Source organism: Paraburkholderia kururiensis, assembly GCF_034424375.1.
Classification (GTDB): domain Bacteria; phylum Pseudomonadota; class Gammaproteobacteria; order Burkholderiales; family Burkholderiaceae; genus Paraburkholderia; species Paraburkholderia kururiensis_A.
In genome coordinates this window covers 141607-164142 of the sequence record NZ_CP139965.1, presented here as the reverse complement: position 1 = coordinate 164142, position 22536 = coordinate 141607, and the positions used below count along the sequence as shown (strand labels likewise).

At 66.3% G+C, this 22536-nt stretch carries 27 protein-coding genes; 13 read left to right on the top strand and 14 right to left on the bottom strand.

The window, feature by feature from the left end; translation table 11 throughout:
• Nucleotides 1-31: 31 nt before the first annotated feature.
• Complete coding sequence (locus U0042_RS00835; protein WP_114812269.1) at nucleotides 32-538, top strand: acetone carboxylase subunit gamma; 507 nt, start codon at nucleotides 32-34, stop codon at nucleotides 536-538.
• 327 nt (nucleotides 539-865) lie between these two features.
• Nucleotides 866-2893, top strand: coding sequence for a sigma-54-dependent Fis family transcriptional regulator (locus tag U0042_RS00830; protein ID WP_419150484.1), 2028 nt, complete (start codon nucleotides 866-868; stop codon nucleotides 2891-2893).
• 110 nt (nucleotides 2894-3003) lie between these two features.
• Here U0042_RS00830 and U0042_RS00820 read toward each other — a convergent pair whose 3' ends face one another.
• From U0042_RS00820 to U0042_RS00755, 14 genes are all read right to left on the bottom strand, one after another.
• On the bottom strand, nucleotides 3004-3480 hold the full coding sequence (locus tag U0042_RS00820) for a hypothetical protein (RefSeq protein WP_114812458.1): 477 nt from the start codon (nucleotides 3478-3480) through the stop codon (nucleotides 3004-3006).
• Nucleotides 3477-3803, bottom strand: a complete 327-nt coding sequence (locus U0042_RS00815) for a (2Fe-2S) ferredoxin domain-containing protein (protein ID WP_114812266.1) — start codon at nucleotides 3801-3803, stop codon at nucleotides 3477-3479. Before U0042_RS00815 ends, U0042_RS00820 begins: the two co-directional genes overlap by 4 nt.
• Nucleotides 3804-3814: 11 nt before the next feature.
• On the bottom strand, nucleotides 3815-4114 hold the full coding sequence (locus U0042_RS00810) for a ferredoxin family protein (protein WP_114812264.1): 300 nt from the start codon (nucleotides 4112-4114) through the stop codon (nucleotides 3815-3817).
• Nucleotides 4111-5421: an FAD-dependent monooxygenase gene (locus tag U0042_RS00805; protein ID WP_114812262.1), complete on the bottom strand. Its 1311-nt coding sequence runs from the start codon at nucleotides 5419-5421 to the stop codon at nucleotides 4111-4113. The genes U0042_RS00810 and U0042_RS00805 overlap by 4 nt, the downstream gene beginning before the upstream one ends.
• A gap of 36 nt (nucleotides 5422-5457) precedes the next feature.
• The gene (locus U0042_RS00800) at nucleotides 5458-6597 is read right to left on the bottom strand and encodes an electron transfer flavoprotein subunit alpha/FixB family protein (RefSeq protein ID WP_114812260.1); all 1140 of its coding nucleotides are present in this window, start codon (nucleotides 6595-6597) and stop codon (nucleotides 5458-5460) included.
• Entirely contained in the window at nucleotides 6594-7442 is an 849-nt protein-coding gene (locus U0042_RS00795) for an electron transfer flavoprotein subunit beta/FixA family protein (protein ID WP_114812258.1), read from the bottom strand. Before U0042_RS00795 ends, U0042_RS00800 begins: the two co-directional genes overlap by 4 nt.
• 15 nt (nucleotides 7443-7457) lie before the next feature.
• A complete protein-coding gene (gene nifW / locus U0042_RS00790) occupies nucleotides 7458-7796 on the bottom strand; it encodes a nitrogenase stabilizing/protective protein NifW (protein ID WP_114812257.1) in 339 nt (112 codons plus the stop codon).
• A 34-nt stretch (nucleotides 7797-7830) separates the two neighbouring features.
• Nucleotides 7831-8967 (bottom strand): homocitrate synthase, encoded by a 1137-nt coding sequence (gene nifV / locus U0042_RS00785; RefSeq protein ID WP_114812255.1) that lies wholly within the window; start codon nucleotides 8965-8967, stop codon nucleotides 7831-7833.
• A 211-nt stretch (nucleotides 8968-9178) separates the two neighbouring features.
• Nucleotides 9179-9514 (bottom strand): 2Fe-2S iron-sulfur cluster-binding protein, encoded by a 336-nt coding sequence (locus U0042_RS00780; protein WP_114812253.1) that lies wholly within the window; start codon nucleotides 9512-9514, stop codon nucleotides 9179-9181.
• An 18-nt stretch (nucleotides 9515-9532) separates the two neighbouring features.
• Nucleotides 9533-11407 carry a Fe-S protein assembly chaperone HscA gene (gene hscA, locus U0042_RS00775; protein ID WP_114812251.1) on the bottom strand — a complete coding sequence of 625 codons (1875 nt, stop codon included), beginning with the start codon at nucleotides 11405-11407 and terminating at the stop codon, nucleotides 9533-9535.
• A 36-nt stretch (nucleotides 11408-11443) separates the two neighbouring features.
• Nucleotides 11444-11767 (bottom strand): iron-sulfur cluster assembly protein IscA, encoded by a 324-nt coding sequence (gene iscA / locus U0042_RS00770; RefSeq protein WP_114812249.1) that lies wholly within the window; start codon nucleotides 11765-11767, stop codon nucleotides 11444-11446.
• Nucleotides 11768-11778: 11 nt separating this feature from the next.
• A complete protein-coding gene (gene erpA, locus U0042_RS00765; protein ID WP_114812247.1) occupies nucleotides 11779-12150 on the bottom strand; it encodes an iron-sulfur cluster insertion protein ErpA in 372 nt (123 codons plus the stop codon).
• 30 nt (nucleotides 12151-12180) lie between these two features.
• Nucleotides 12181-12624, bottom strand: a complete 444-nt coding sequence (iscU, locus tag U0042_RS00760) for a Fe-S cluster assembly scaffold IscU (RefSeq protein WP_114812245.1) — start codon at nucleotides 12622-12624, stop codon at nucleotides 12181-12183.
• Between the two features lie 74 nt (nucleotides 12625-12698).
• Nucleotides 12699-13937, bottom strand: a complete 1239-nt coding sequence (locus U0042_RS00755) for an IscS subfamily cysteine desulfurase (protein ID WP_114812243.1) — start codon at nucleotides 13935-13937, stop codon at nucleotides 12699-12701.
• 342 nt (nucleotides 13938-14279) lie between these two features.
• On the opposite strand from U0042_RS00755, the gene nifA reads away from it, so the two are divergent.
• The 11 genes from nifA (at nucleotide 14280) to nifT (ending at nucleotide 22536) form a co-directional block, all read left to right on the top strand.
• Nucleotides 14280-15995 (top strand): nif-specific transcriptional activator NifA, encoded by a 1716-nt coding sequence (gene nifA, locus U0042_RS00750; protein ID WP_114812241.1) that lies wholly within the window; start codon nucleotides 14280-14282, stop codon nucleotides 15993-15995.
• A 225-nt stretch (nucleotides 15996-16220) separates the two neighbouring features.
• A complete protein-coding gene (gene nifB / locus U0042_RS00745; RefSeq protein ID WP_114812239.1) occupies nucleotides 16221-17822 on the top strand; it encodes a nitrogenase cofactor biosynthesis protein NifB in 1602 nt (533 codons plus the stop codon).
• Nucleotides 17823-17926: 104 nt separating this feature from the next.
• Nucleotides 17927-18121, top strand: a complete 195-nt coding sequence (locus U0042_RS00740; protein WP_017773450.1) for a 4Fe-4S binding protein — start codon at nucleotides 17927-17929, stop codon at nucleotides 18119-18121.
• 64 nt (nucleotides 18122-18185) lie between these two features.
• Nucleotides 18186-18590: a HesB/IscA family protein gene (locus tag U0042_RS00735; RefSeq protein ID WP_114812237.1), complete on the top strand. Its 405-nt coding sequence runs from the start codon at nucleotides 18186-18188 to the stop codon at nucleotides 18588-18590.
• A 14-nt stretch (nucleotides 18591-18604) separates the two neighbouring features.
• Complete coding sequence (locus U0042_RS00730; RefSeq protein ID WP_114812236.1) at nucleotides 18605-19198, top strand: hypothetical protein; 594 nt, start codon at nucleotides 18605-18607, stop codon at nucleotides 19196-19198.
• A complete protein-coding gene (locus U0042_RS00725; RefSeq protein ID WP_114812234.1) occupies nucleotides 19195-20034 on the top strand; it encodes a 4Fe4S-binding leucine-rich repeat protein in 840 nt (279 codons plus the stop codon). The genes U0042_RS00730 and U0042_RS00725 overlap by 4 nt, the downstream gene beginning before the upstream one ends.
• Nucleotides 20027-20428, top strand: coding sequence for a nitrogen fixation protein NifZ (locus U0042_RS00720; protein ID WP_114812232.1), 402 nt, complete (start codon nucleotides 20027-20029; stop codon nucleotides 20426-20428). Before U0042_RS00725 ends, U0042_RS00720 begins: the two co-directional genes overlap by 8 nt.
• Nucleotides 20425-20700, top strand: coding sequence for a nitrogen fixation protein NifZ (locus U0042_RS00715; RefSeq protein WP_114812230.1), 276 nt, complete (start codon nucleotides 20425-20427; stop codon nucleotides 20698-20700). Before U0042_RS00720 ends, U0042_RS00715 begins: the two co-directional genes overlap by 4 nt.
• Complete coding sequence (locus tag U0042_RS00710; protein ID WP_114812228.1) at nucleotides 20697-21077, top strand: hypothetical protein; 381 nt, start codon at nucleotides 20697-20699, stop codon at nucleotides 21075-21077. Before U0042_RS00715 ends, U0042_RS00710 begins: the two co-directional genes overlap by 4 nt.
• Before the next feature lie 60 nt (nucleotides 21078-21137).
• Nucleotides 21138-22289, top strand: a complete 1152-nt coding sequence (locus U0042_RS00705; protein WP_114812226.1) for a cysteine desulfurase family protein — start codon at nucleotides 21138-21140, stop codon at nucleotides 22287-22289.
• Nucleotides 22290-22317: 28 nt separating this feature from the next.
• A complete protein-coding gene (gene nifT, locus U0042_RS00700; RefSeq protein ID WP_114812224.1) occupies nucleotides 22318-22536 on the top strand; it encodes a putative nitrogen fixation protein NifT in 219 nt (72 codons plus the stop codon).

Below are 22536 nucleotides of genomic sequence, written 5' to 3'. Positions count from 1 at the left end.
GCCCTGCAAACTGTCTACGGAGAAAGTGAAGATGTCTACTTACACGAAGGAACAGATCGCGAACCTGGTCGACGGCACGCTCGACTGGGAGACGACGTTGCGCATGCTCTCCATGCCCAAGGACGGCGAGCGCTTCGAGATGTACCTCGACGCGCTGCAACGCAAGCTGGGCTGGAAAGATCGCATCGTTCTGCCGCTGGGCCCGCACCTCTATATCGTCCAGCAGCAGGCGTCGAAGAAGTGGGTCACGCAATGCGATTGCGGACACGTGTTCTGCGACTATCGCGAGAACTGGAAGCTGCACGCGAGCATTTTCGTGCGGGATTCCGAGGAGGCCATGGAAGAGGTATACCCGCGGCTCATGGCGCCGGACACCCAATGGCAGGTGTATCGCGAGTACTACTGTCCCACCTGTGGGGCCATGCACGATGTCGAGGCGCCCACGCCGTGGTATCCGGTGGTTCACGACTTCGAGCCCGATATCGAGGGTTTCTACGCAGAATGGCTGAAGCTGCCGGTGCCTGAACGCGTCGATTGATAAGACGTTTGATCCGGACGACGTTTGACCCGCCCCGCTCTCGCGCATGCGAAGCGGGGCGTTCGTTTTCCGGACGTTCGATTTTCGAACGGTTCCGCTGTTTCCCTACACTTTTTGCGGAGCCGTGACGGCTCGCGCGGGCACGGGTGTGGAAACGAAGCATGCGTCCACGCGGGCGCATGCATTGGCGTACACATTGCTTGTCGGAGCCGCGCATCATACGATGCAGGCGTGGTGGTCGCGCCATTGCCGCGACGCACCGCCGGATAAGGGCCGAAACATACGGCCAGGCCATTCGCGCCATGCGCGAATGGCGAGGAGACACGCATGCAACATACAGGAACGCCCATGGACTGGTTTTCCAGTCCGGAGCACGACGGCAGCATCATGTCCGCATGGGAGCATCTCGTAGGAGGGGGCGAGTGGCGTTCGTCCGAGGTGCGCGGCGTGGTGGACGATTCCTGGCAACGCTGCCTTGTGGGCCGCGTCGACCCCGCGGTGGATCGTGCGCCGCCGCCCATCGGCGAAAATCAACTGAGACATTGGCTGGCCGGGAATGCGCAGCTCGTCAACGCGAGCTTGCCGCTGATGCAGCAAACGCGCGAACTGCTTGCGCAGACCGGCACCGTCATGCTGCTCGCCGACCCCGAAGGCATGATCCTTCAGCACGAAGGCGACATGCGCATCATCGACCCGGCGCGTGAAGTGGGTCTGGTGCCGGGGTGCAACTGGACCGAGCTCAATTGCGGCACCAACGCGATCGGCACCGCGCTCGCGCTGCGGCAGCCCGTGCAGATTCATGGCGCCGAACATTTCTGCGCGGGCATCAAGCGTTGGACCTGCTCGGCAACCGTCATTCGCGATCCGCTGGACGGGCAGGTACTGGGCGTGATCGACGTATCGGGGCTCGCGGATACCTACAATCGCTATAGCCTCGCGCTCACCGTATCGCTTGCGGGCCGCATTGAAAGCCGCATCGCGAAAGACGCGATGGAGCGCCGCCTGCGCATGCTGGACCGGTGCGCCTCGCGCTTCGGTTCACTTGCTTCGGATGCCATATTGATTGTCGACGAACGCGGGCGCCTCGTTAAGGCGAACGCGCAGGTCGTGCCGGCGCTGCGGCGCTTCGGCTTCGACGTGCAGATCGACGCGGGCTTCACGGTGCCGGGCCTGACCTGTCTGTCCGACGCGGGGCCTTCGGCGAATGCTCCTGTGTGGCTGCATCACGCGCACGTAGAAACCTTGCGAGAAGGGGACGCGATACTCGGATTCATGATCGTGATACCGCGAAGCGAAGTCGTGCGCGGGCCGGTTCAGATGCCGCGCGGACGTGATGCGCAGCCCGATTCGACCGGCGCGTTCAAGCGCCTCGTGGGCGACAGCCGTGTGTTGCGCGACGCCGTGGACAAGGCACGTCAGCTTGCACGATCGCGCGTTCCCGTGCTGCTGCTCGGCGAAACCGGCGTGGGCAAGGAGCTTTTTGCACAAGGCATACACCAGGCAAGCGAGCGAGCAGATGGGCCGTTCATCGCGCTCAACTGCGGCGGACTTTCGAGAGATCTGCTCGCGAGCGAACTGTTCGGCTACGCCGAGGGGGCCTTCACGGGCGCGCGCAAATCGGGGGCGGCAGGCAAGATCGAGGCGGCCAACGGCGGCACGCTGTTTCTCGACGAAATCGGCGAAATGCCGGTCGACATACAACCGCATCTGCTGCGCGTGCTTGAAGAAAACGAAATCTACCGGCTTGGAGAAAACACGCCGCGCAAGGTGAATTTCCGCCTGGTGGCGGCGACCCATCGCAACCTCAAGGACGCGATTGCCGGCGGAACGTTCCGGATGGACCTGTTCTACCGGATTGCCGTAACGACCATTTCGATCCCGAGTCTGCGCGAGCGCACCGAGGATTTGCCGGCCCTCATTGCATACTGGCTGGAGCGCCTGTGCCAGTCATACGGCGTGCCGCAGCGCTCGTTCGACGACGAAGCTTATGCGCGTCTGCTGGCGTATCCGTGGCCCGGCAACGTGCGCGAGCTGCGCAATGCGATAGAGGGCTCGCTGTTGCTGGCGAGCGGCAGCGTGATTACCGTGGACAAACTGCCGGCCGAGATTCGCGCGACGGACGGTTTCTCCCGCTATGCCGCGAAATCGGCGGCGGCTGCGGAGCTGGGAAGCGCCGAAGATTCGCTCAAACTGGCGGAGGCCGAGACCATCCGCCGTGCGCTGGATCGCAATGCCGGCAATCTCACGCAAACCGCGAATCAACTCGGCATCGCGAAAAGCACGTTGTACGAGAAACTGCGTCGCTATGACCTGATTGCGCGGGTAAGCGACGTGCGCAGACGCGCGGCGAATTGATCAAGGCCGATGCGTATTACAAGGAGCAGCGCTGAGAAGATTCAATGCGCGGTTCGCGTCGAGGGTGGCCGTCGAGCGCAACGGGATTTCATCGAACGGGCCAACGATCGTCACGATTGCGCAAGCAACGCCTCTACCACGCCGAACCCGATACGATCCGCCGGGTCGAGCGCGCGCAGTTTGACGACGAGCGCGAGCGCGGCGGCCCGTTCGCCGCGCCGTACGTTGATGAACGCCAGCGCTTTCAGCGTGAACAGCCAGAAGCGCGCAGGCCCGGGCGTCGAAAAATCGGCGTCGCCGGGCTGCACCGCGCGCCAGTCCGCGGCGAGGTGCGCCTGCAACGCCGCCGCCGCGAGCGCCTTGCGCGCCACTTCGTGCGCGGCGTCCATCTCGCCGCGGCTCGCGTGAAACTTGTAGAGCAGGTAATACGGCGGCAGGCAACGCGGGAACGTAAGCACGGCCGTCCACAGCGCGGCGCCGGCCTCGTCGGGCGTCCCGCTGCGCGCGCTATCGATCAGACGCTGCACGGGCGGCGGCACCTGGCCGCCGAATAGTTCGGATGACTCAACGCCCGTGAAGATGTTCACCACACCGCCTCGGGTGCGAGCAGCCGCGCCACCGGCTCGCCGCCTTCCAGATGCGACGTGAAGATCTCCCCGACGTCGTCGGGCGTCACGCCGCGATACAGCACGCCTTCCGGATAGACCACCACGTTCGCGCCCTGGTCGCACGGGCCGAGGCAGCCGGAGTACGTGATGGCCACCGTCTCGTAAGCATTGCGTCTCTGCTGCTCGGCCCAGAACGCCTGAATAAGCGCGGCCGAACCCTTGGCGCCGCCGCACGAACCACGCGGATGCTGCGGCGGCCGGTTTTGCGTGCACACGAAAACATGCCGTTGCGGTTTGCTCATTGCGAGAGTCCTCAGCCGAACTTGAACAGGATGCCGTGCCCGCCGCGCGGGTACTCCCATTCCACGTTGTTGTGCTCCGTGCACAGGATGCGGCAGCTGCCGCATTCGAGGCACCCGTCTGTGATCAGCGTGACCGAGCCGTTGCCCTCGGCCTTGTAGCACGACGCGGGGCACACGAAGGTGCAGCTTTTCGACCCGCACTCGTTGGTGCACACGTCCGCGTTCTTGATGCGGATGTGAGGCCGCCCCGCGTCTACGCGGTAGCGGTTCTGGAACAGCTTTTCCTCGACGTTGACGGTTACGGTGTTCACCGGAATGCCCTCCAGAGTTTGTATGCGTCCCCTACGAGCCCGGTCAGCGACCGGCTCTTGCGGAAGCTCGACATGACTTCGCGTTCCTTGCTTCTTTTGTCGACACCGTCGACGGTGATCATGGTGCGTGCGGCGCGCGCCACGAGATCGGGCCACGTCGTGAAGAACTGCGGGTTGTTGTGCAGCACGGCGGGCATGTCGCGGTACTTGCGCAGGTCTTTCATCACGAAGCTTTCGTCCAGTGCGGCCTTGTATGCCTTCAGCGTACCGGCGCGATAGCCGTTGCCCGCAGCCTTCGCAGCAATCACCGTTTCGGCGGCCAGCCGGCCCGTCGTCATGGCGAGGTTCGAGCCTTCGCGATGCGCGGCATTCACGAAGCCGCCGGAGTCGCCCACGATCATCCAGCCGTTGCCGTACACCTGCGGCACGGCGTGAAAGCCGCCTTCGGGAATCAGATGCGCGCAATACTCCTTCATTTCGCCGCCTTCGATCAGCGGCGCAATGGACGGGTGGCGTTTCATCTGTTCGAGCAGCACGTAAGGGCTCGTGCGATTGGGGTTCTGCTTGAAGTCGCTCAGCATGCAGCCCACGCCGATGGTCAGCGACTCCTTGTTGGTATAGAGAAAGCCCGTGCCCATCATGCCGTCGGTAATGCGGCCCACCATTTCGATGACCACACCCTCTTCCTCGCCCACGTTGAAGCGCTGGCGAATGGTCTCCTCGGGCATGAAGAGGATTTCCTTCACGGCGAGCGCCACGTTGCGGGCTTCTATTTCGCCGTGAAAGCCGGCCTTGCGCGCCAGCGTGGAATTCACGCCGTCCGCGAGAATCACCACGTCGGCATACACGTCGCCCTGTTCGCGGTCGCACTGCACGCCCACGACCTGGTCGCCGTCCATGATGAGGTGGTTCACCGTCGTTTCGCAGATCAGCAGTGCGCCGGCCTCGCGTACCTTCGACGAAAACCATTTGTCGAACTGCGCGCGGATGATCGTGTAGCGGTTGTACGGCGGTTTGTTGTAGTCGTCGCTGCGCATGTGGGTGCCGACGAACGACGTGTCGTCGAGCATCCACATGCGCTGTTCGATGATGTGCCGCTCGAGCGGCGCATCGTCGCGAAAGTCGGGGATGATCTCTTCGAGCGCCTTCGCGTACAGAATGGCGCCCTGCACGTTCTTGCTGCCCGGATACTCGCCGCGCTCGATCTGCAGCACCTTGAGGCCGGCCTTCGCCATGACGTAGGCGGCGGCGTTGCCGGAAGGGCCGGCGCCCACGACGATGGCGTCGAATTGCGAGGGTTTTTTCATCGGCGTCTCCTTAGGACGTCAGCTCGTGCAGCCCACTCATGCAGCCTGCTTCCCGCGCAGCGCGAGATGCTCCGCGAAGGCCTGCGTCAGCGCCGGCAGCACCTGCAATGCGTTGCCCACGATTCCGTAGTGCGCGAAGTCGAAGATAGGCGCGTTCGGGTCCGTATTGATGGCGACGATCACGTCGGCGCTTTCCATCCCCACGCGGTGCTGGATGGCGCCCGAAATGCCGGCCGCGATGTAGAGCCGCGGCCGCACCGTCTTGCCGGTTTGGCCCACCTGGCGGTCGGCCTCCACCCAGCCCGCCTGCACGCACGGCCGCGTCGCGCCCACTTCGCCGCCCAGCACGCGCGCCAGTTCGAACACGAGCCGGAAGTTGTCGGGATGCTTGAGCCCCTTGCCGCCGCTCACGATCACGTCGGCATACGGCAGGTTGATCTTGTTGCTGTTCGCGTCCGCAATGAAGTCGAGCAGCTTCGTCACGATCTGCGTTTCCACCATGCCCAGCGTTTCCTGCACGATCTCGCCTGCGCGTTCGGGCTGCGACTGCGGCATCGCCATCACGCGAGGGCGCACGGTTGCCATCTGCGGACGATAGGCGAGCGTCATGATCGTGCAGAGCAATGACCCGCCAAACGTGGGCCGCGTGGCCGCGAGCGCGCGCGACGTGGGGTCGATGTTGAGCGCCGTGCAGTCCGCGGTGAGGCCGGTGGCGAGGGTGGTCGCTACAGACCCCGCGAGGTCGCGGCCCATCGACGTGGCGCCCAGCAGCAGAATTTCGGGCTGGTAGCGATTCACGAGATCGGTGAGGCCCTTCGTGAACGGCTCGTTGCGGTAGCCGAGCAACACAGGGTCGTGCATCACGTAGGCCTTGTCCGCGCCATAGGCGAACGCCTCGGCGGCGAACCGTTCGAGCGGTTCGTCGGGCCCGCCGAGTATTGCGACCGACACGTTGCTGCCCAGCGTATCCGCCAGCTTGCGTGCCTCGCCCAGCAGTTCCCACGACACGCTGTGCACGTGGCCGCGGTCGTGTTCGAGGAACACCCACACGCCCTTGTACGCCTTCAGATGTTCGGGCAGTTCGAGGTTGCGTCCCGCGGCTTTCTTCGCGGGCGCGGCGGGGGTTGCAGCGACTTTGCCGGCGGGCTTTCCGGCATCGGTGGCGGGCGTGTTCATGGCGCTTCCTTCGTGAGCAGGTCGGCCTCCAGCGTCGGATGGCGCGTGAAGATCTTCTGCAACAGATTCATGGAGACGTCGCGCAGGTTCGACACGTCGAGCACGAGCATTTCCGCTTTCTCGCTGCGCGGCGTCGGGCCGAACACCTTGCTCACCACCGTGGGCGAACCCTTCAGGCCGATCTTGCTCACGTCTTCTATGCCGGCCTGTTCGCGGTTCCACTTGCGCACCGGAAAACCGGCGGCGTGAATCATGGCGGGCAGCGTCGCGAAGCGCAGCTCGTTGGTGTTTTCGAGCATCGTCACGAGGCACGGCAAGGCGGTTTCCAACACCTGCACGCCGCCTTCTGCGCGGCGTTCCACGCGAATGGTGCGGGTATCCGGATTCACGTCGACGATGCGCGATACGTAGGTCAGCAATTGCAGCCCGAGGCGTTTCGCGATGCCGGGGCCGACCTGCGCCGTATCGCCGTCGATGGTCTGCTTGCCCGTGAACACGACGTCTACGGCCTGCTCTTTCGCGATCTGCCGGATGCCGGCCGCGAGCGCGTACGAGGTGGCGAGCGTGTCCGCGCCGGCGAAGGCGCGGTCGGTGACGAGCACCGCGTCGTCGGCGCCGTAGCTGATGCATTTGCGCAGCGCCTCTTCGGCCTGCGGCGGACCCATGCAGAGCGCCGTGACCTTGCCGCCGAACTGGTCCTTCAGACGCAGCGCCTCTTCCAGCGAAAAGAGGTCGTACGGATTCACGATGGCGGGCACGCCCTGCCGCATGATGGTGTTGGTGACCGGATGCACGCGAATCTGCGCCGAATCCGGAACCTGTTTTATGCAGACGACGATATGCATGGCGGCTCTCCTCGCTCAGGCGGCGTCGCGCGCGGGCATCGAGGCGCGCAGACTCTCGATCGAAACGTGCTGGCGGCCGTCCACGTCCTGGAACACCTTGAACACCTTCTGCTCGGCGGGCGTGGAGACCACGAAGTCGCCATAAGCCTTCGCGAGCAGGCTGTGATAGGCCGTGTACATCGCGGCTTCGTTGCCCTGGGCCATCGCGTCCTGCTGGCGGATGTACTGGAAAAAGCGCTTCAGAATGTGCAGCCGGCTCACGTCCACCACTTTCTGGTCGAACGGAATGCCGAAGAAGCGCAGGAAGTCTTCGGCCGACGAGAGCGTTTTCAGTTGTTCGATGAAGCCTTGCATCGCAGTGACTCCTTCATGGCGTTCCATACGTCGCTCAAGACACTTCTTCCAGCGTGCCGCGCGCTTCCACGAGAAACCGGTAGAGATCGCTCGTGCTCGGTGCCTGCTTGTAGCGAACCGCGAAATGGCGAATGCGCGTGAGCAGCAGCGGCACGAGCTGTTCAGCGATATTGAGACCCAGCGCGTCGTATGCCTGCCGCACGCTTTGCGATCCTGAATGTTTGCCGAGCACCACGGAGCGCTCGCGGCCCAGTTCGGCCGGATCGAAGCCTTCGTAGGTGGTGGGGTGCTTGGCGATGCCGTCTGCGTGTATGCCCGATTCGTGCGTGAACACGCCGCCGCCCACAATGCTCTTGTTGAGCGACACGTTGCGGCCCGACGCCTGTTCGACAAGGCGCGAAATGCCGAGCAGCGACGTGGTGTCCACGCCCGTGTCGCGCCCCAGAAGATGGCGCGTGCCCATCACGACTTCTTCCAGCGCCGCATTGCCCGCGCGCTCGCCCAGACCATTGACGGTCGTGTTCGCATGCGTGGCCCCGGCGCGCAGTGCGGCGAGCGTATTGGCCGTGGCGAGGCCCAGGTCGTCGTGCGCATGAATTTCGATTTCGATATCCACGGCTGCGCGCAAACGGGCAATGGCCTCGTAGGTGGCGAACGGGTCCAGCACGCCGAGCGTGTCGGCAAAGCGCACGCGCTGCGCGCCGCACTGCTGCGCACGCCGCGCGACGTCGGCAATGAACGCCGGGTCCGCGCGCGACGCATCTTCGAGACCCAGCGAAACCTTGCGTCCGCTCTTCGCCGCTTCGGTAATCACGCGCGTGACCTGCGTGAGCGCCCAGCTGCGCGGTTGCCGCAGCTTGTGCTGAAGATGGATGTCCGACACGGGAATCGAAAGATGCACGATGTCGGGATTGCAGCGTAGCGCTGCGGCAAGGTCGGCTTCGGTGAGTCGCCCCCAGACCATCATGCCGGCGTCCAGATTCAGGTCCACGATGGCCTTGATGCACGCAATCTCTTCTTCGCCCATCGCCGGGATGCCGATTTCGAGTTCGGGCACGCCGGCGCGCGAAAGCGCCGTGGCAATCGCGCACTTCTCGTCGACCGTGAACGCGACACCCGCTGTCTGCTCGCCGTCGCGCAGCGTAGTGTCGTTGATGATCGGGTTGGACATCGGTGACCTCTCTGGTGGTTGCGACATGAATTGCAAGGGCTATGCCAGCGAGGCCAGCAACGCGGAAAGGGCTTGAGGCAAGCGCTTTTCGCGCAATCTGTCGCGATCCGGACCGTCTGCGCCCGCGTTGTCCGTGTCGCGAATGTTCTGTTTCAGACAGCCGGGGGAGGGAGTCGTACGTGTGTGGCTCAGCGCGCGTGCAGCAATGCGCTCAGCGTTCGCGCGCGAGGTTGCGCGTGTGGCGCGGCAGTTCGACGACGAGATCCGCGTCGCGCAGCTTCACGCAGCAGGCAAGGCGCGATTGCGCGTCGAGACCCCAGGCGTGATCGAGCTGATCGCTTTCGTCGTCTTCGGGCGGCGCGAGCGATGCGCCGCCTTCGCGAACGTAGACGTGGCACGTCGCGCACGCCGCGACCATTTCGCAGGCATGTTCCAGCGCAATGCCGGATCGCACGAGGCCCTCGCACAGCGACGCGCCGCGTTTGATGTCGAGCGTCTGCCCTTCGGGGCATATCTCGGGATGGGGAAGCACCTGAACGCGCGGCATGGTCGCTTACCGATGCGATCAGGCGAGGCTGTCGAGCTCGCGGCCGGTCAGCGCGGCGCGAATCGATGCGTTCATGCGGCGCGCGGCGAATTCCTCCGTGGCCTCGGACAGCACGGCGGCCATCGCCTTGAGCGTATCGATCGGCGCGCTGGTTTCGAGTGCGTCGGCCACGCGAAAGCCCGCTTGCCGGATGGCGGCGAGTTCGGCTTCCGAGAGCAAGCCGGCGTCGTCGGCCAGCGCGGCTTCGGTGGCATCCAGCAGGCGTCGCGCGTCGATCTGTGCTTCGCGCAGCATGCGCAGTTGCATGTCGTCGGTCGAGGTTTCAATGGCCTCTTTCAGCATGGCCGCCACCTGGGCGTCGCTCAGGCCGTACGACGGCTTCACTTCGACGTGCGCTTCGGTGCCCGTGCTCTGTTCGCGCGCGGTGACGGCGAGCAGGCCGTCGGCGTCGATCTGGAACGTCACGCGAATGCGTGCGGCGCCCGCCACCGCGGGCGGAATGCCGCGCAACTCGAAGCGCGCGAGCGAGCGGCAGTCCGTCACGCCTTCACGTTCGCCTTGCACGACGTGAATCGACATCGCGGTCTGCCCGTCCTTGAACGTCGTGAACTCCTGCGCACGCGCGAGCGGCAGCGTGGAATTGCGCGGAATGATCTTCTCGACCAGGCCGCCCATCGTTTCGATGCCGAGCGACAGCGGGCACACGTCGAGCAGCAACCAGCCGTCGCCGTTGCCATTGCCGGCCAGCACGTCGGCCTGCTTCGCGGCGCCGAGCGCGACCACCTGATCGGGATCGATGTCCGCAAGCGGCTCGCGGCCGAAGAATGTGCGCACCGCGTCGCGGGCCAGCGGCATGCGCGTCGAGCCGCCCACCAGCACCACGCCGGCGATATCGGTTATGTGCAGCTTTGCGTCGCGCAGCGCACGACGCGTGGCGGCGAGCGTGCGTTCGATCAGCGGCGTGCCTAGCGCGGCGAACGCCGTGCGGGAGAGGGTGCTTTGCCAAACCGTGCCGTCGGCCATTTTCGCCACGGCCTCAACGGCGTCCATTTGCGAAAGCGCTTCTTTCGCCGCACGCGCCGCAACGAGCACCGCACGCTGATCGCGCGGCCCGAGCGACGCGACACCGCCCACGCCGTGCGCTTCGCAGAGCCACTGCGCGATGGCGTGGTCGAAGTCGTCGCCGCCCAGCGCGGAGTCGCCGCCGGTCGCAAGCACTTCGAATACGCCTTGCGACAGCCGCAGAATCGAAATGTCGAACGTGCCGCCGCCCAGGTCGTAGACGGCGAAGGTGCCTTCGGCCGCGCGGTCGAGCCCATACGCGACGGCCGCCGCAGTGGGCTCGTTCATCAGCCGCAGCACCGTGAGGCCCGCGAGCTTCGCGGCGTCTTTCGTGGCCTGGCGCTGCGCGTCGTCGAAGTACGCGGGCACGGTGATGACCACGCCCGTCAGGGCGCCGCCCAGCGACGCTTCGGCCTGCTCGCGCAACGCACGCAGAATCTCGGCCGACACTTCGACGGGCGAGCGCTCGCCCGCCACGGTGGCCACGTTCACCATGCCGGGCCGGTCGACGAAGCGATAGGGCAGCGCGCCCGCATCGGGCAGGTCGGCGAGGCGCCGCCCCATGAAGCGCTTGGCCGAGACGATGGTGTTGGCCGGATCGTCCGTGACGTGCGCCTGCGCTTCACGTCCCACTTCGATTGCGCCCGAAGGCAGATAGCGCACGATGGAAGGCATCAGCAGCGCGCCTTCGGCATCGGGCAGCACGCGCGCAAGCGCGCTTTGCACCGTGGCGACGAGCGAGTTCGTCGTGCCGAGGTCGATGCCGGCTGCGAGCCGGTGCTGATGCGGGGCGGCCGCGCGGCCGGGCTCGGCGATCTGCAGCAGGGCCATGAGCGTGTCCTTCGAAACGGTTCGGATAACGAAGCGTCAGACCGCGAAGCTTTCTCCGCATCCGCAGCTGGCTTTCGCGTTCGGGTTGTGGAACTTGAACCCTTCGTTCAGCCCTTCGCGAACGAAATCGAGTTCGGTGCCGTCGAGCATCGGCAGGCTCCGCGGGTCCACTACGATGGTCACGCCGTACGCCTCGAAACACTGGTCTTCGGCATTCGGCGTGTCGACGAATTCGAGCGCGTAAGCGAAGCCCGAGCAGCCGCTCGTTTTCACGGCCACGCGCAGCCCCACGCCGCTGCCGCGTTTTTGCAGCGACCGTTCGACGTGCCGCGCCGCGGCCGGGGTCAGGGAAATGGACATGGCGACCTCACTCACACGGAGAACGAACTGCCGCAGCCGCAGGTGCTCTGCGCATTCGGGTTCTGGATCACGAAGCGCGAACCTTCCAGCCCGTCTTCGTAGTCCACGCGCGCGCCGAGCAGATATTGCTGGCTCATGGCGTCGATCAGCAGCGTGACGCCGTCTGTCACGACCTGCATGTCGTCTTCGGCCACCTGGTCGTCGAACGAGAAGCCGTACTGAAAGCCCGAGCAGCCGCCGCCCGACACATACAGCCGCAGCTTCAGTTGCGGGTTGCCTTCCTCTTCGATCAGCGAGGCGACCTTCGCGGCGGCGCGCGTGGTGAAGTCGAGAAATGCGGGCGCGGATTGCGGCGCGTCGGCCACGGGTTGCAGCGTTTCCATGATGCGGTGTCCTCGTTCAGATGAGCGCGTTCACTGGGCGCCGGACGCGCAGACCGGCTGTTCGGTGGTGAGGCCGTCGCCTTCATCCGCTTGCGTGTGCTGGCGCGCGCGGAAATCGGCGACGGCGGCCTTGATGGCGTCCTCGGCGAGGATCGAGCAGTGAATCTTCACGGGCGGCAGCGCGAGCGCCTCCGCGATCTGCGTATTGCGAATGGTCATGGCCTCGTCGAGCGTCTTGCCCTTCACCCATTCGGTCACGAGCGAACTCGACGCGATGGCCGAGCCGCAGCCGTACGTCTTGAAGCGCGCGTCTTCGATCACGCCGTCGCGGTTCACGCGAATCTGCAGCCGCATCACGTCGCCGCAGGCCGGCGCGCCCACCATGCCGGTGCCCACGGCGCTGTCGTCTTTGGCGAAGGACCCGACGTTGCGCGGGTTTTCGTAGTGGTCCAGAACCTCGTTGCTGTAAGCCATCGCATGCTCCTCGTGGAGAACTGCGGAATGCGGAATGGGTGGAACGCGCTCGGTGCCTCAATGCACTGAGAGCCTCAATGCGCCGCCCACTGAATAGAAGCCAGGTCCACGCCCGCGCGCGCCATGTCCCACAGCGGGCTCATCTCGCGCAGGCGGCCCACCACCTGAGTCACCTGGGCAATGGCGAAATCGATTTCTTCTTCCGTCGTGAAGCGGCCCAGCGAAAAGCGGATGGAACTGTGCGCGAGTTCGTCTTCGCGCCCCATCGCGCGCAGCACGTAGCTGGGTTCCAGGCTCGCCGACGTGCACGCGGAGCCCGACGACACCGCGATGTCCTTGATGCCCATCAGCAGCGATTCGCCCTCCACGTAGCGAAAGCTCACGTTCAGGTAATGCGGCGCGCAGTGCGCGAGGTCGCCGTTGAGGCACACGGCGTCGATGGCGCAGAGACCGGCCCAGAGCCGGTCGCGCAGCGCGCGGATGCGTTCGGTGTCGGCCTGCATGCTCTCGCGCGCAAGCCAGAACGCTTCGCCCATGCCCACGATCTGGTGCGTGGGCAGCGTGCCGGAGCGCATGCCGCGTTCGTGGCCGCCGCCGTGCATCTGCGCTTGGAGGCGCACGCGCGGCTTGCGGCGCACATAGAGCGCGCCGATGCCTTTCGGGCCGTACATCTTGTGCGCGGAAAGCGACATGAGGTCCACCGGCAGCGTGTCGAGGTCGATGGGCACCTTGCCCGCGGCCTGCGCCGCGTCGACGTGGAACAGCACGCCGCGGCTGCGGCACAGGGCGCCGAGCGCGGCGACGTCGTGCATGGCGCCCGTTTCGTTGTTGACCAGCATGGCCGACGCCAGCACGGTGCCCGGTTTCAGTGCGGCCTCGAACGCGGCCGGGTCCACGCGGCCGTCGGGCTGCACGGGCAGCACCGTGACCTCGAACCCTTCGCGTTCCAGTTCGCGCAGCGTGTCGAGCACGGCCTTGTGCTCCGTGGCGACCGTCACCAGGTGGTTGCCGCGCGAGCGGTAGAAGTGCGCGGCGCCCTTCAGCGCGAGGTTGTTCGATTCCGTCGCGCCCGAGGTCCAGACGATCTCGCGCGGGTCCGCGTTCACGAGGCTCGCCACCTGTTCGCGCGCCAGTTCCACGGCTTCGTCGGCGGCCCAGCCGTAGGCGTGCGAGCGGCTCGCCGGGTTGCCGAACAGCTGCGTCATATAGGGCAGCATGCGGCGCGCGACGCGCGGGTCCACGGGCGTGGTGGCCGCGTAGTCCAGATAGACGGGCTGGGCGCGGCGTTCAGGGTCACGGGCAAGGTCCGGCATGGCGAACTCCCTTGTTGGGGACATCGGGCGCATCGGGGCGGGTCGATCCGGCGGCGCGGATCACATCAGGCCGCCAAAATTTGCAACATCCATGCCACGGTTTTTTTTGACGGGTATTGTTATTTCCTCGGCACGCAATGTTTTTTTTGTACGTTGCCCGGGCCAAATCGCGGTGCAGGCTTGTCCGGTTTGTCGGCTCCATGTCGGCTTTGTCGGGCTGCTTCGCGAGGCGGCCTGGCGTCGGCGCTGGTCCGTCTTGGGCTGAATCTTGCTTTGATGGCGGATCGTGCTGTTGTTGCGCCGTGGCGCCTCGACCGGGCCACAGCACGAGCGGAGGCATTCATGCAGAACGCAGGTGCAGGCGAGGCCCGTCGCGAGCTTGACGCGGTCTATGAAGTCAGCAAGACGCTGGTGTCGTCTCTCGACGTGGCGCAGACGTTCCGCACGTCGCTGCAGTACCTCCTTCACGCGCTGGAGTGGCGGCGTGCGTTCGTCGTGGTTGCGGAACCCGGCGGGCAGCTGCGCGGGCTGTGCAGTGCGGGGCTTTCCAGCGACGAGCATCAGCGCATTCGCTTTCATCCGGGCGAAGGCATTGTGGGGCGCGTCTACAAGAGCGGGCTGCCCGCGGTGGTGCCGGACGTGCGCGACGAACCCGTGTTTCTCGATCGCACCGGCAGCGCGGGCGTGCCCGGCGAGTTCGGCGACGCGCGCATCGCGCTGCTCGCTACGCCTTTGCGCCAGGAGCACCGCACGCTGGGCGTGCTCGCCGTGTTCTGCATGAACCCGGGCGGCACGCGCATGTTCGCGGGCGACCTGCATCTCATGAAGATCGTCTCCACGCTGATGGGCCAGGCGCTGCTGCTTCATCGCAGCGTGAGCGCCGCGCACGACCGCATGCAGGAAGAAGTGCGCCGCATGCAGAAGGCCATTCGCCCGTTTCAGCCGCTCGATCAGGTGGTGGGCGTTTCGGAGCCCATGCGCCGCATCTTCGAGCAGGTTCACCAGGTCGCGCCTGCGCGCACCACGGTGCTGCTGCGTGGCGAGAGCGGCACCGGCAAGGAAGTGATCGCGCGCGCCATTCATCGGCTCTCGCCGCGCGGCGAGCAGGCGTTCGTTTCAGTGAACTGCGCGGCGCTCACGGAATCGCTGCTCGAAAGCGAACTGTTCGGCCACGAGAAGGGCGCCTTCACGGGCGCGCAGGGGCAGCGCAAAGGGCGCTTCGAACTGGCGCACGGCGGCACGCTGTTTCTCGACGAGATCGGCGACATCTCGCCCTCGTTCCAGGCGAAGCTGCTGCGCGTGCTGCAGGAACGCGAGTTCGAGCGCGTGGGCGGGTCGGCGCCCGTGAAGGTGGACGTGCGCCTCATTCTCGCGACGAACCGCAATCTGGAGCGCATGGTGAAGGAGGGCGAGTTCCGCGCCGACCTCTATTACCGCATTAACGTGGTGAGCATCCAGTTGCCGCCGCTGCGCGAACGCCGCGAAGACATTCCGGAAATGGCGCAGTACTTTCTGGACCGCTTCAATCGCGACAACGGCCGCGAGCTGCGTTTCAGTCCCGACGCCATGCGCGTGCTGACGAGCTGCTACTGGCCTGGCAACGTGCGCGAACTGGAGAACTGCGTGGAGCGCACGGCGACCATGACGCATAGCGACGTGATCGACCGTCTCGCGTTTCTCTGCCAGGAAGACCAGTGCCTCACGCGCGTGCTGCATCACATCGAGCGCGAAGACGCGGTACGGCCCGCGCGTCTTGCGGACATTCCGATTCGCGAGATTCCCGGCACGCCCACGCGCGATGCGGGAACAGGCGCCCCCGAAAGCGATGTGCCGTATGCGTTGCCCGACGATTTCGCCGACGACGTCGCGGCGGACGCCGGCGCGTGCCGCCCCGCAGACAGCGACGAAGGCAAACCCGAAGGCGAACGCGAGCGGCTCATCTGGGCCATGGAGCGTTGCGGCTGGGTGCAGGCGAAGGCCGCACGTCTGCTCAGAATCACGCCGCGGCAGATCGGCTACGCGCTGCACAAGTACGGCATCGAAGTGCGGCGGTTCTAGCACTGCGCCGAGCACGACGCGTCGTTGTGCGCTTTGTCGCAACAGCGACAGAAACGCGGGGCCTTGTTGGTTTGCGTGACGTCGAGGCCCGACAAACCCATCACAAAACACACGACAAAACGCACGCATGTAAGCCACATCCGCGATTTCGCGGGCCCTGCGTGAATGGCATGGATCTGGCTTTTATCTCCTCGCGTAGCCACCCACGGTTGCGAGGAGATATCCATGCAAGATCGCGCGAATGCCAGCACGCTGCCCGCTGCCGCCTATATCGGCATCGGGCAGATCAAGCCGCTCGGCTCGACCATCGATGTGCCCGCTGCCGGCGGCGGTTGCGGTTCGCAGGGCGGCGAGGGCAAGGCGAGCTGCGGTTCGTCGGGCGGCCCCGACGACATGCCCGCCGAAATATGGGAGAAGGTGAAGAACCATCCCTGCTATTCCGAAGAAGCGCATCACCACTACGCACGCATGCATGTGGCCGTCGCGCCCGCGTGCAACATCCAGTGCAACTACTGCAACCGTAAATACGACTGCTCGAACGAATCGCGGCCCGGCGTCGTGTCGCAGAAGCTCACGCCCGAGCAGGCCGTGAAGAAGGTGGTTGCCGTCGCCAGCGAAATTCCGCAGATGACCGTGCTCGGCATTGCGGGCCCCGGCGATTCGCTGGCGAATCCGAAGAAGACCTTCGACACGTTCCGCATGCTCCAGGAGCAGGCGCCGGACATCAAGCTTTGCCTTTCCACGAACGGCCTCGCCCTGCCGGACCTCGTGGACGAGATCTGCCAGTACAACATCGACCACGTCACCATCACCATCAACATGGTGGACCCGGCCGTGGGCGCGAAGATCTACCCGTGGATCTTCTGGGACCACCGGCGCGTGACCGGTTACGAAGCCGCGCAGATTCTGCACGAGCGGCAGATGAAGGGACTCGAGATGCTCACCGCGCGCGGCGTGCTCACGAAGATCAACTCCGTGCTGATTCCCGGCATCAACGACACGCATCTGATCGACGTGAACCGCGAAGTGAAAAAGCGCGGCGCGTTCCTGCACAACATCATGCCGCTCATTTCCGAAGCGGAGCACGGCACGCACTTCGGCCTCACAGGCCAGCGCGGCCCGACGGCGCAGGAACTGAAAGCCGTGCAGGACGCCTGCATGGGCGGCGCGAATCTCATGCGCCACTGCCGCCAGTGCCGCGCGGACGCGGTGGGCCTGCTCGGCGAAGACCGCAGCGAAGAGTTCACGCTCGACAAGATCGAACAGATGGAAGTGGTGTACGACCTCGACCGTCGCCGTGAATACCAGAGCCGCGTGGAAGCGGAGCGCGAGGCGCAGCACGCGGCGAAGCAGGAAGCGCTGGCCGCCGCGCAGGCCATCGACGTAGCCGACGACCTCAAGGTGCTGGTCGCCGTGGCCACCAAAGGCGGCGGACGCGTGAACGAGCACTTCGGCCACGTGACCGAATTCCAGATCTTCGAGGTGAGCGCAACGGAGGCGCTGTTCGTGGGTCATCGCCGCGTGGACCTGTACTGCCAGGGCGGCTACGGCGACGACGAACAACTGCCCTCCGTGGTGCGCGCCATCAACGACTGCCATGCGGTGCTGGTCGCGAAGATCGGTGCTTGCCCGCGCGACGAACTTGCTCAGGCGGGCATCGAACCCGTGGACGAGTACGTGGGCGAGTTCATCGAAAAAGCCGCGCTCGCGTGGTTCAACGGCTACCGCGAACGCATCGCGAGCGGCGCGATTGTGCACGAAGACCGCGGCGACGCGGCCATCCGGCAGGGCGCTTTCACGGGCTCGGCCGCGGGGGCGGCGGCGTAGCGGCAAGCATTCACAAGCGCATAAGCGGACCACACGAGCGGGCCGTATGACACGCGGCCCGTTCGGCATCAGTCACACAGATCACCATTCAAAGGAGTGTCCCCATGGCCCTGAAGATCATCGGCTCCACCTGCACCGGCTGCTCGGCATGCGAGCCGGAGTGCCCCAACGTCGCAATCAGCGAGAAAGGCGGCGTGTTCACCATCGACCCGAAGAAGTGCACGGAGTGCGACGGCCATTTCGACAGCCCGCAGTGCGTCGCCGTGTGCCCCGTGGACGGCTGCATCGTCCAGGCGTGAGCGCCGGCACGCGCCGCGCAACTGCCTGACCGCTCGACTGCCTCAACTGGAGACCCCCCGCACCATGCTGCCCCACGTTACCGTCACTCCCGCCGCGGAGAAGTTCATGCGCCGCATCGTGCGCTTTTCGGGCTTGCCCGCAGGCGCCGGCTTTCGCCTGCTCGTGAGCCCCGGCGGCTGCTCCGGCTATCAGGCCGAGTTCAGCGCCGAGGCGGCGCTCAAAGAGGGCGAGGAGGCGCTGGAGGTGGGCGGCCTGCTGCTCTTCCTGCCCGCGGAAAGCCGCCTGCTGCTGGACGGCGTAACCATCGACTTCGTCGATACGCCGACGCAGTCGGGCCTCACGTTCGTGAGCCGGAACCAGGCGCCGTGTGCGTGCAGCAGCACGGGCGCGAGCGAGCCCGGTGTCGCGCGCATCGACGTGGGCGCCATCGGGCGCGGACGCCCGCCGTTGCCGCCGCAGGCGTCCTGAAGCGGGCCCACGCCATGACGCAGCCTCTCACGTTCGAAGGCCACGCTCTGGACGACGCGATGGCAAGCTTCGCGCAGTCCGCGCTGGGCGGCGGGCTCGCGCCCGAAGCCGAGCAGCTCGTGGCCGAAGCGGGCCGGCTGCGCGACCGTCCCGACGAGGCGTTGGCGCGGCTCGAACGTGCTCGCGCGATGGCGCCCGGTCATCCGGTGCCGCTCATTGCGCTGTATCGCTTCCACTTCTATGGGCATCGGCTGGCCGAGGCACGCAACGTGGGAGAGGCGGCGCTCGCCGTTGCGCGCGCGGCGCTCGGCACGCGGTTCGATGCCGAACCGCCGTCGCACGACGCTGTGCGCTACGACGCCGCCGTGCGCTTCTATCTGTTCACGTTGAAGGGGCTCGCGTATCTGCACATGCGGCTTGGCGAACTGGATGCGGCACGTGCGCGGCTTGCCGAACTGCGACGCCTCGACCCCGACGATCAGGTGGGCAGCGCGCTGCTGCTGCACGTGCTGACGCGCCACGAAGAAGAGGCAGACGCTGATGCGCAGCCCGACGGCTTCGCGGCGTTGCGCGCGTATCCCGCACGCGGCTGGGCGGCACAACCATGAACACGCGACGCGCCCCCTCCGCAGACATTCCGCCGCGCCACTGGCAGGGCGGGCCGGTGAACTGCGCCGCCTGCCCGCACCAGGCATTGCGTGCGCTCTCCGGCGAAGCCGGTTGCGAGCCCGGCCATGCCTGCATGCAGGACGCCTACGCGCGCCGCATCGACCGCTTCTTTCGTTGGCATTCCGAACTAGGCAACGCGCATCTCGAACATCCCTATTTCGAAGTGCGCGCCATCGCGGCGCGCCACGCGGACGTGTTCCGTCTGCCCGCCTTGATCGACGATCCCGACGAAACCGTGCGCCTGCAAATTGCAGTGCGTTTGCCGCAGGCGCAACTTGCGCGCATGGCGGGCGACCCGCATCGCGAAGTTCGCATTCGCGTCGCGCAGCGGCTCGCGCCCGAGGCGCTCGCGCATCTGCGCACGGACCCGGACTACGGCGTGCGCGAGTGGGTCGCACGGCGCTTGCCTCACGCGCTGCTGCCGCTGATGGCGAACGACCCCGACCGCGTAGTGAGAATGCGCGTGGCCGAACGTATCGAGATGCCCGCGCTGCTGCGCATGGCCGACGACACCGAACCCGAGGTGCGCCGCATCGTGGCTGCGCGCTTGCCTGCCGCGCTCGTCACGCGACTCTTCGACGACGCGGACTGGCGCGTGCGCTGGGAAGCCGCGCAACGCGCGCAGCCGCATACCTTGACGCCGCTCTTGGCCGACCCCGACGAGGAGGTGCGCGCGGTTGCGCGGCAGCGTATCGAAACGCTCTCTGTCGCGGTGGCCGGCAAGGACGACGAACGGCTTCACCCGCGAGCATGGCAAGGAGCCCACCATGGCTGACATCAACCGCGACGACGACGCCATCGAGATTGCCTTTCCGCCGCGCTTCACGTTCGGCGAGCGCGTGATCGCGCGAACGGTGGTCCGCAACGACGGCACCTACACGGGCAAGGACATCGGCGACGTGCTGGTGAACAAGGGCGATATCGGCTACGTCACGCGCATCAACACGTTCCTGCAGCAGTTCTACATCTACGCGGTGGACTTCGTGGAAAGCGGTCACCGCGTCGGCATGCGCGCGAAAGAACTGTGCACGCTCGACAACCTGCCCGACGACGTGCTCGAACGACTCGGCGCGCGCGCAGGAGCGCTTGCCGATCTGGGCCGTGGCGCGGCCGCCGGTGAGCACGCGGCAACACACGAAACAGACGAAGCGGAGGGCTGCGCGCGATGAGCACCGTACTGACCGAGCCCGCCTACGCGTGGGGCATGCGCGTGGTCGCACTGGACGACCTCTGCAACGACGGCAGCTACCCCGACCGCGCGCAGGACGAGTGCCTCGTGGCAGCGGGCACGCTAGGCGAGATCGTCAACGTGGGGCGCGTGGTGGAGAGCGGCGAACCGGTGTACCTGGTCGAATTCGGCAGGCAGGTAGTGGGCTGCACGGAAGACGAGATCGCGCCCGCGCCCGCAGGACTGCAACCCGAAGACGAGGTGAGCCCATGATCGCGCGTACGACGCGAAGCGGCCGAGGCACGCAGGCGCCGCATCGCCTATGGCCCGAGAGCGGCCCGGTGGCCGACTTCACGCAACACCAGATCGAGCGTGCGTTGCGCCACCGCGCGCGGTATCGGTATGTGCGTCCGCGTGTGGCACACGAGGCGGGCGGCTATCGCATCGAGAGCCCGTGCTGTTCGCGCAACGTGGACCGCGACGGCGGCGTGATCGACATCGCGTGGCTCACGCACGACGCGAACGGCATGTGGCATCTGCACGCGCGCGATCACGTGCTGCACGAATGGACCGAGCAATGCGCGAGCCTCGACCTCACGGCACTGCTCGACATCCTCTGCGTGGATGCCGCGCGCGTGTTCTGGCCATGAAGCGCGGCCTTGCACCCGGACGTTTCATCTAACGCAGCCGCGCGACCGACGGAGCCCGCCATGATCTACCTCGACCACAACGCGACCACGCCGCCCACGCCGGGCGTCGTGCAGGCCATGCTGGCCACGATGACGGACGTGTGGGGCAACGCGTCGTCGCAGCATCGGCAGGGGCAGCAGGCGAAGCGCGCGCTCGGCGCGGCGCGCTCGCGCGTGGCGGGCGCGCTGGGCTGCAAGCCCGCCGAAGTGATCTTCACGAGCGGCGCGACCGAGGCGAATCATCTTGCGGTGCTGGGCCTTCACGCGGCGGCGCAGGGCACGGGCCGCCGCCGCATCGTGTTCAGCGCCGTCGAGCATGCGGGGCACCTGGCGCTTGCGCGAGCGCTGATGGCGCAGGGCGTGCCCGTGGACTTCATCGGCGTGCAGGCGGACGGCACGCTCGACGTGGACCACGCAGCGCGTTTGCTCGGCCCCGACGTGGCGCTCGTTTCGCTGATGGCCGCGAACAACGAGACCGGCGTGCTGATGCCCGTGCAGAAGGTGTACGCGCTCGCGCGGGCCGCGGGCGCCCGCATGCACGTGGACGCGACGCAGTTCGTCGGCAAGGTGCCGTTCGATTTCGCCACCTTCGGCGCCGATGCCGTTTCGCTGTCGGCGCACAAGATCGGCGGGCCCAAGGGCATCGGCGCATTGCTGTTGCGCGAGCGCGTGACGTTGCTGCCGCAGATGCAGGGCAGCCAGGAGCGTCGCCGCCGCGGCGGCACCGAAAATCTGCCGGCCATTGCCGGTTTCGCGGCCGCGCTCGACGCATTGGGCGACGTCGAGGCGAAGGCCGCCCGCGTGGCGCAATTGCGCGATGCGTTCGAACGTGGGCTACAGGAAGCCTTGCCCGGCGTGCACGTGTTTTCTGCCGCTGCGCCGCGCGTCGCGTCGACCAGTTATCTGCGTTTCGGCGCGTTATCTGCCGATGTCGTGCTTCAGCGGCTCGATCAGCTGGGTGTGTGCGCATCGTCGGGTGCCGCGTGTTCGTCGGGCGGCAGCGAGCCGTCGCACGTGCTGACCGCGATGGGCGTGTCGCGCGACGAGGCGTTGGCCGCCGTGCGCCTCTCGCTCGGCGACACCACGACCGCGCGCGATATCGAATACGTGCTGGCGGCGTTGCCGCCGCTGCTTGCGCCGTCGCTTCAAGGCACCACGGCGCACGCCGCATGAACTTCCCCCGAACCCAGGAGCTTCCGTCGTGAAAGTCATGATCCGCAAGGACAGCAAGGGCGCGTTGACCGCCTACGTGCCCAAGAAGGACCTCGAGGAGCCCATCGTTTCGATGGCAAGCCCGCAGATGTGGGGCGGCCTCGTCACGCTCGCAAACGGCTGGCGGCTCGAATTGCCCGAGATGGCCGCCGACACCACGCTGCCCATTACGGTGGAAGCGCGGCGCCTCGCCGACGTAGAGGACTGA

What these genes read in the sequence shown, in the direction of transcription:
- U0042_RS00835 (WP_114812269.1), top strand. Translation starts at nt 32, where the DNA reads ATGTCTACTTACACGAAGGAACAGATCGCGAACCTGGTCGACGGCACG.
- U0042_RS00830 (WP_419150484.1), top strand. Translation starts at nt 866, where the DNA reads ATGCAACATACAGGAACGCCCATGGACTGGTTTTCCAGTCCGGAGCAC.
- U0042_RS00815 (WP_114812266.1), bottom strand. Translation starts at nt 3,803, where the DNA reads ATGAGCAAACCGCAACGGCATGTTTTCGTGTGCACGCAAAACCGGCCG.
- U0042_RS00805 (WP_114812262.1), bottom strand. Translation starts at nt 5,421, where the DNA reads ATGAAAAAACCCTCGCAATTCGACGCCATCGTCGTGGGCGCCGGCCCT.
- U0042_RS00800 (WP_114812260.1), bottom strand. Translation starts at nt 6,597, where the DNA reads ATGAACACGCCCGCCACCGATGCCGGAAAGCCCGCCGGCAAAGTCGCT.
- U0042_RS00795 (WP_114812258.1), bottom strand. Translation starts at nt 7,442, where the DNA reads ATGCATATCGTCGTCTGCATAAAACAGGTTCCGGATTCGGCGCAGATT.
- nifW (WP_114812257.1), bottom strand. Translation starts at nt 7,796, where the DNA reads ATGCAAGGCTTCATCGAACAACTGAAAACGCTCTCGTCGGCCGAAGAC.
- nifV (WP_114812255.1), bottom strand. Translation starts at nt 8,967, where the DNA reads ATGTCCAACCCGATCATCAACGACACTACGCTGCGCGACGGCGAGCAG.
- U0042_RS00780 (WP_114812253.1), bottom strand. Translation starts at nt 9,514, where the DNA reads ATGCCGCGCGTTCAGGTGCTTCCCCATCCCGAGATATGCCCCGAAGGG.
- hscA (WP_114812251.1), bottom strand. Translation starts at nt 11,407, where the DNA reads ATGGCCCTGCTGCAGATCGCCGAGCCCGGCCGCGCGGCCGCCCCGCAT.
- iscA (WP_114812249.1), bottom strand. Translation starts at nt 11,767, where the DNA reads ATGTCCATTTCCCTGACCCCGGCCGCGGCGCGGCACGTCGAACGGTCG.
- erpA (WP_114812247.1), bottom strand. Translation starts at nt 12,150, where the DNA reads ATGGAAACGCTGCAACCCGTGGCCGACGCGCCGCAATCCGCGCCCGCA.
- iscU (WP_114812245.1), bottom strand. Translation starts at nt 12,624, where the DNA reads ATGGCTTACAGCAACGAGGTTCTGGACCACTACGAAAACCCGCGCAAC.
- U0042_RS00755 (WP_114812243.1), bottom strand. Translation starts at nt 13,937, where the DNA reads ATGCCGGACCTTGCCCGTGACCCTGAACGCCGCGCCCAGCCCGTCTAT.
- nifA (WP_114812241.1), top strand. Translation starts at nt 14,280, where the DNA reads ATGCAGAACGCAGGTGCAGGCGAGGCCCGTCGCGAGCTTGACGCGGTC.
- nifB (WP_114812239.1), top strand. Translation starts at nt 16,221, where the DNA reads ATGCAAGATCGCGCGAATGCCAGCACGCTGCCCGCTGCCGCCTATATC.
- U0042_RS00740 (WP_017773450.1), top strand. Translation starts at nt 17,927, where the DNA reads ATGGCCCTGAAGATCATCGGCTCCACCTGCACCGGCTGCTCGGCATGC.
- U0042_RS00735 (WP_114812237.1), top strand. Translation starts at nt 18,186, where the DNA reads ATGCTGCCCCACGTTACCGTCACTCCCGCCGCGGAGAAGTTCATGCGC.
- U0042_RS00730 (WP_114812236.1), top strand. Translation starts at nt 18,605, where the DNA reads ATGACGCAGCCTCTCACGTTCGAAGGCCACGCTCTGGACGACGCGATG.
- U0042_RS00725 (WP_114812234.1), top strand. Translation starts at nt 19,195, where the DNA reads ATGAACACGCGACGCGCCCCCTCCGCAGACATTCCGCCGCGCCACTGG.
- U0042_RS00720 (WP_114812232.1), top strand. Translation starts at nt 20,027, where the DNA reads ATGGCTGACATCAACCGCGACGACGACGCCATCGAGATTGCCTTTCCG.
- U0042_RS00715 (WP_114812230.1), top strand. Translation starts at nt 20,425, where the DNA reads ATGAGCACCGTACTGACCGAGCCCGCCTACGCGTGGGGCATGCGCGTG.
- U0042_RS00710 (WP_114812228.1), top strand. Translation starts at nt 20,697, where the DNA reads ATGATCGCGCGTACGACGCGAAGCGGCCGAGGCACGCAGGCGCCGCAT.
- U0042_RS00705 (WP_114812226.1), top strand. Translation starts at nt 21,138, where the DNA reads ATGATCTACCTCGACCACAACGCGACCACGCCGCCCACGCCGGGCGTC.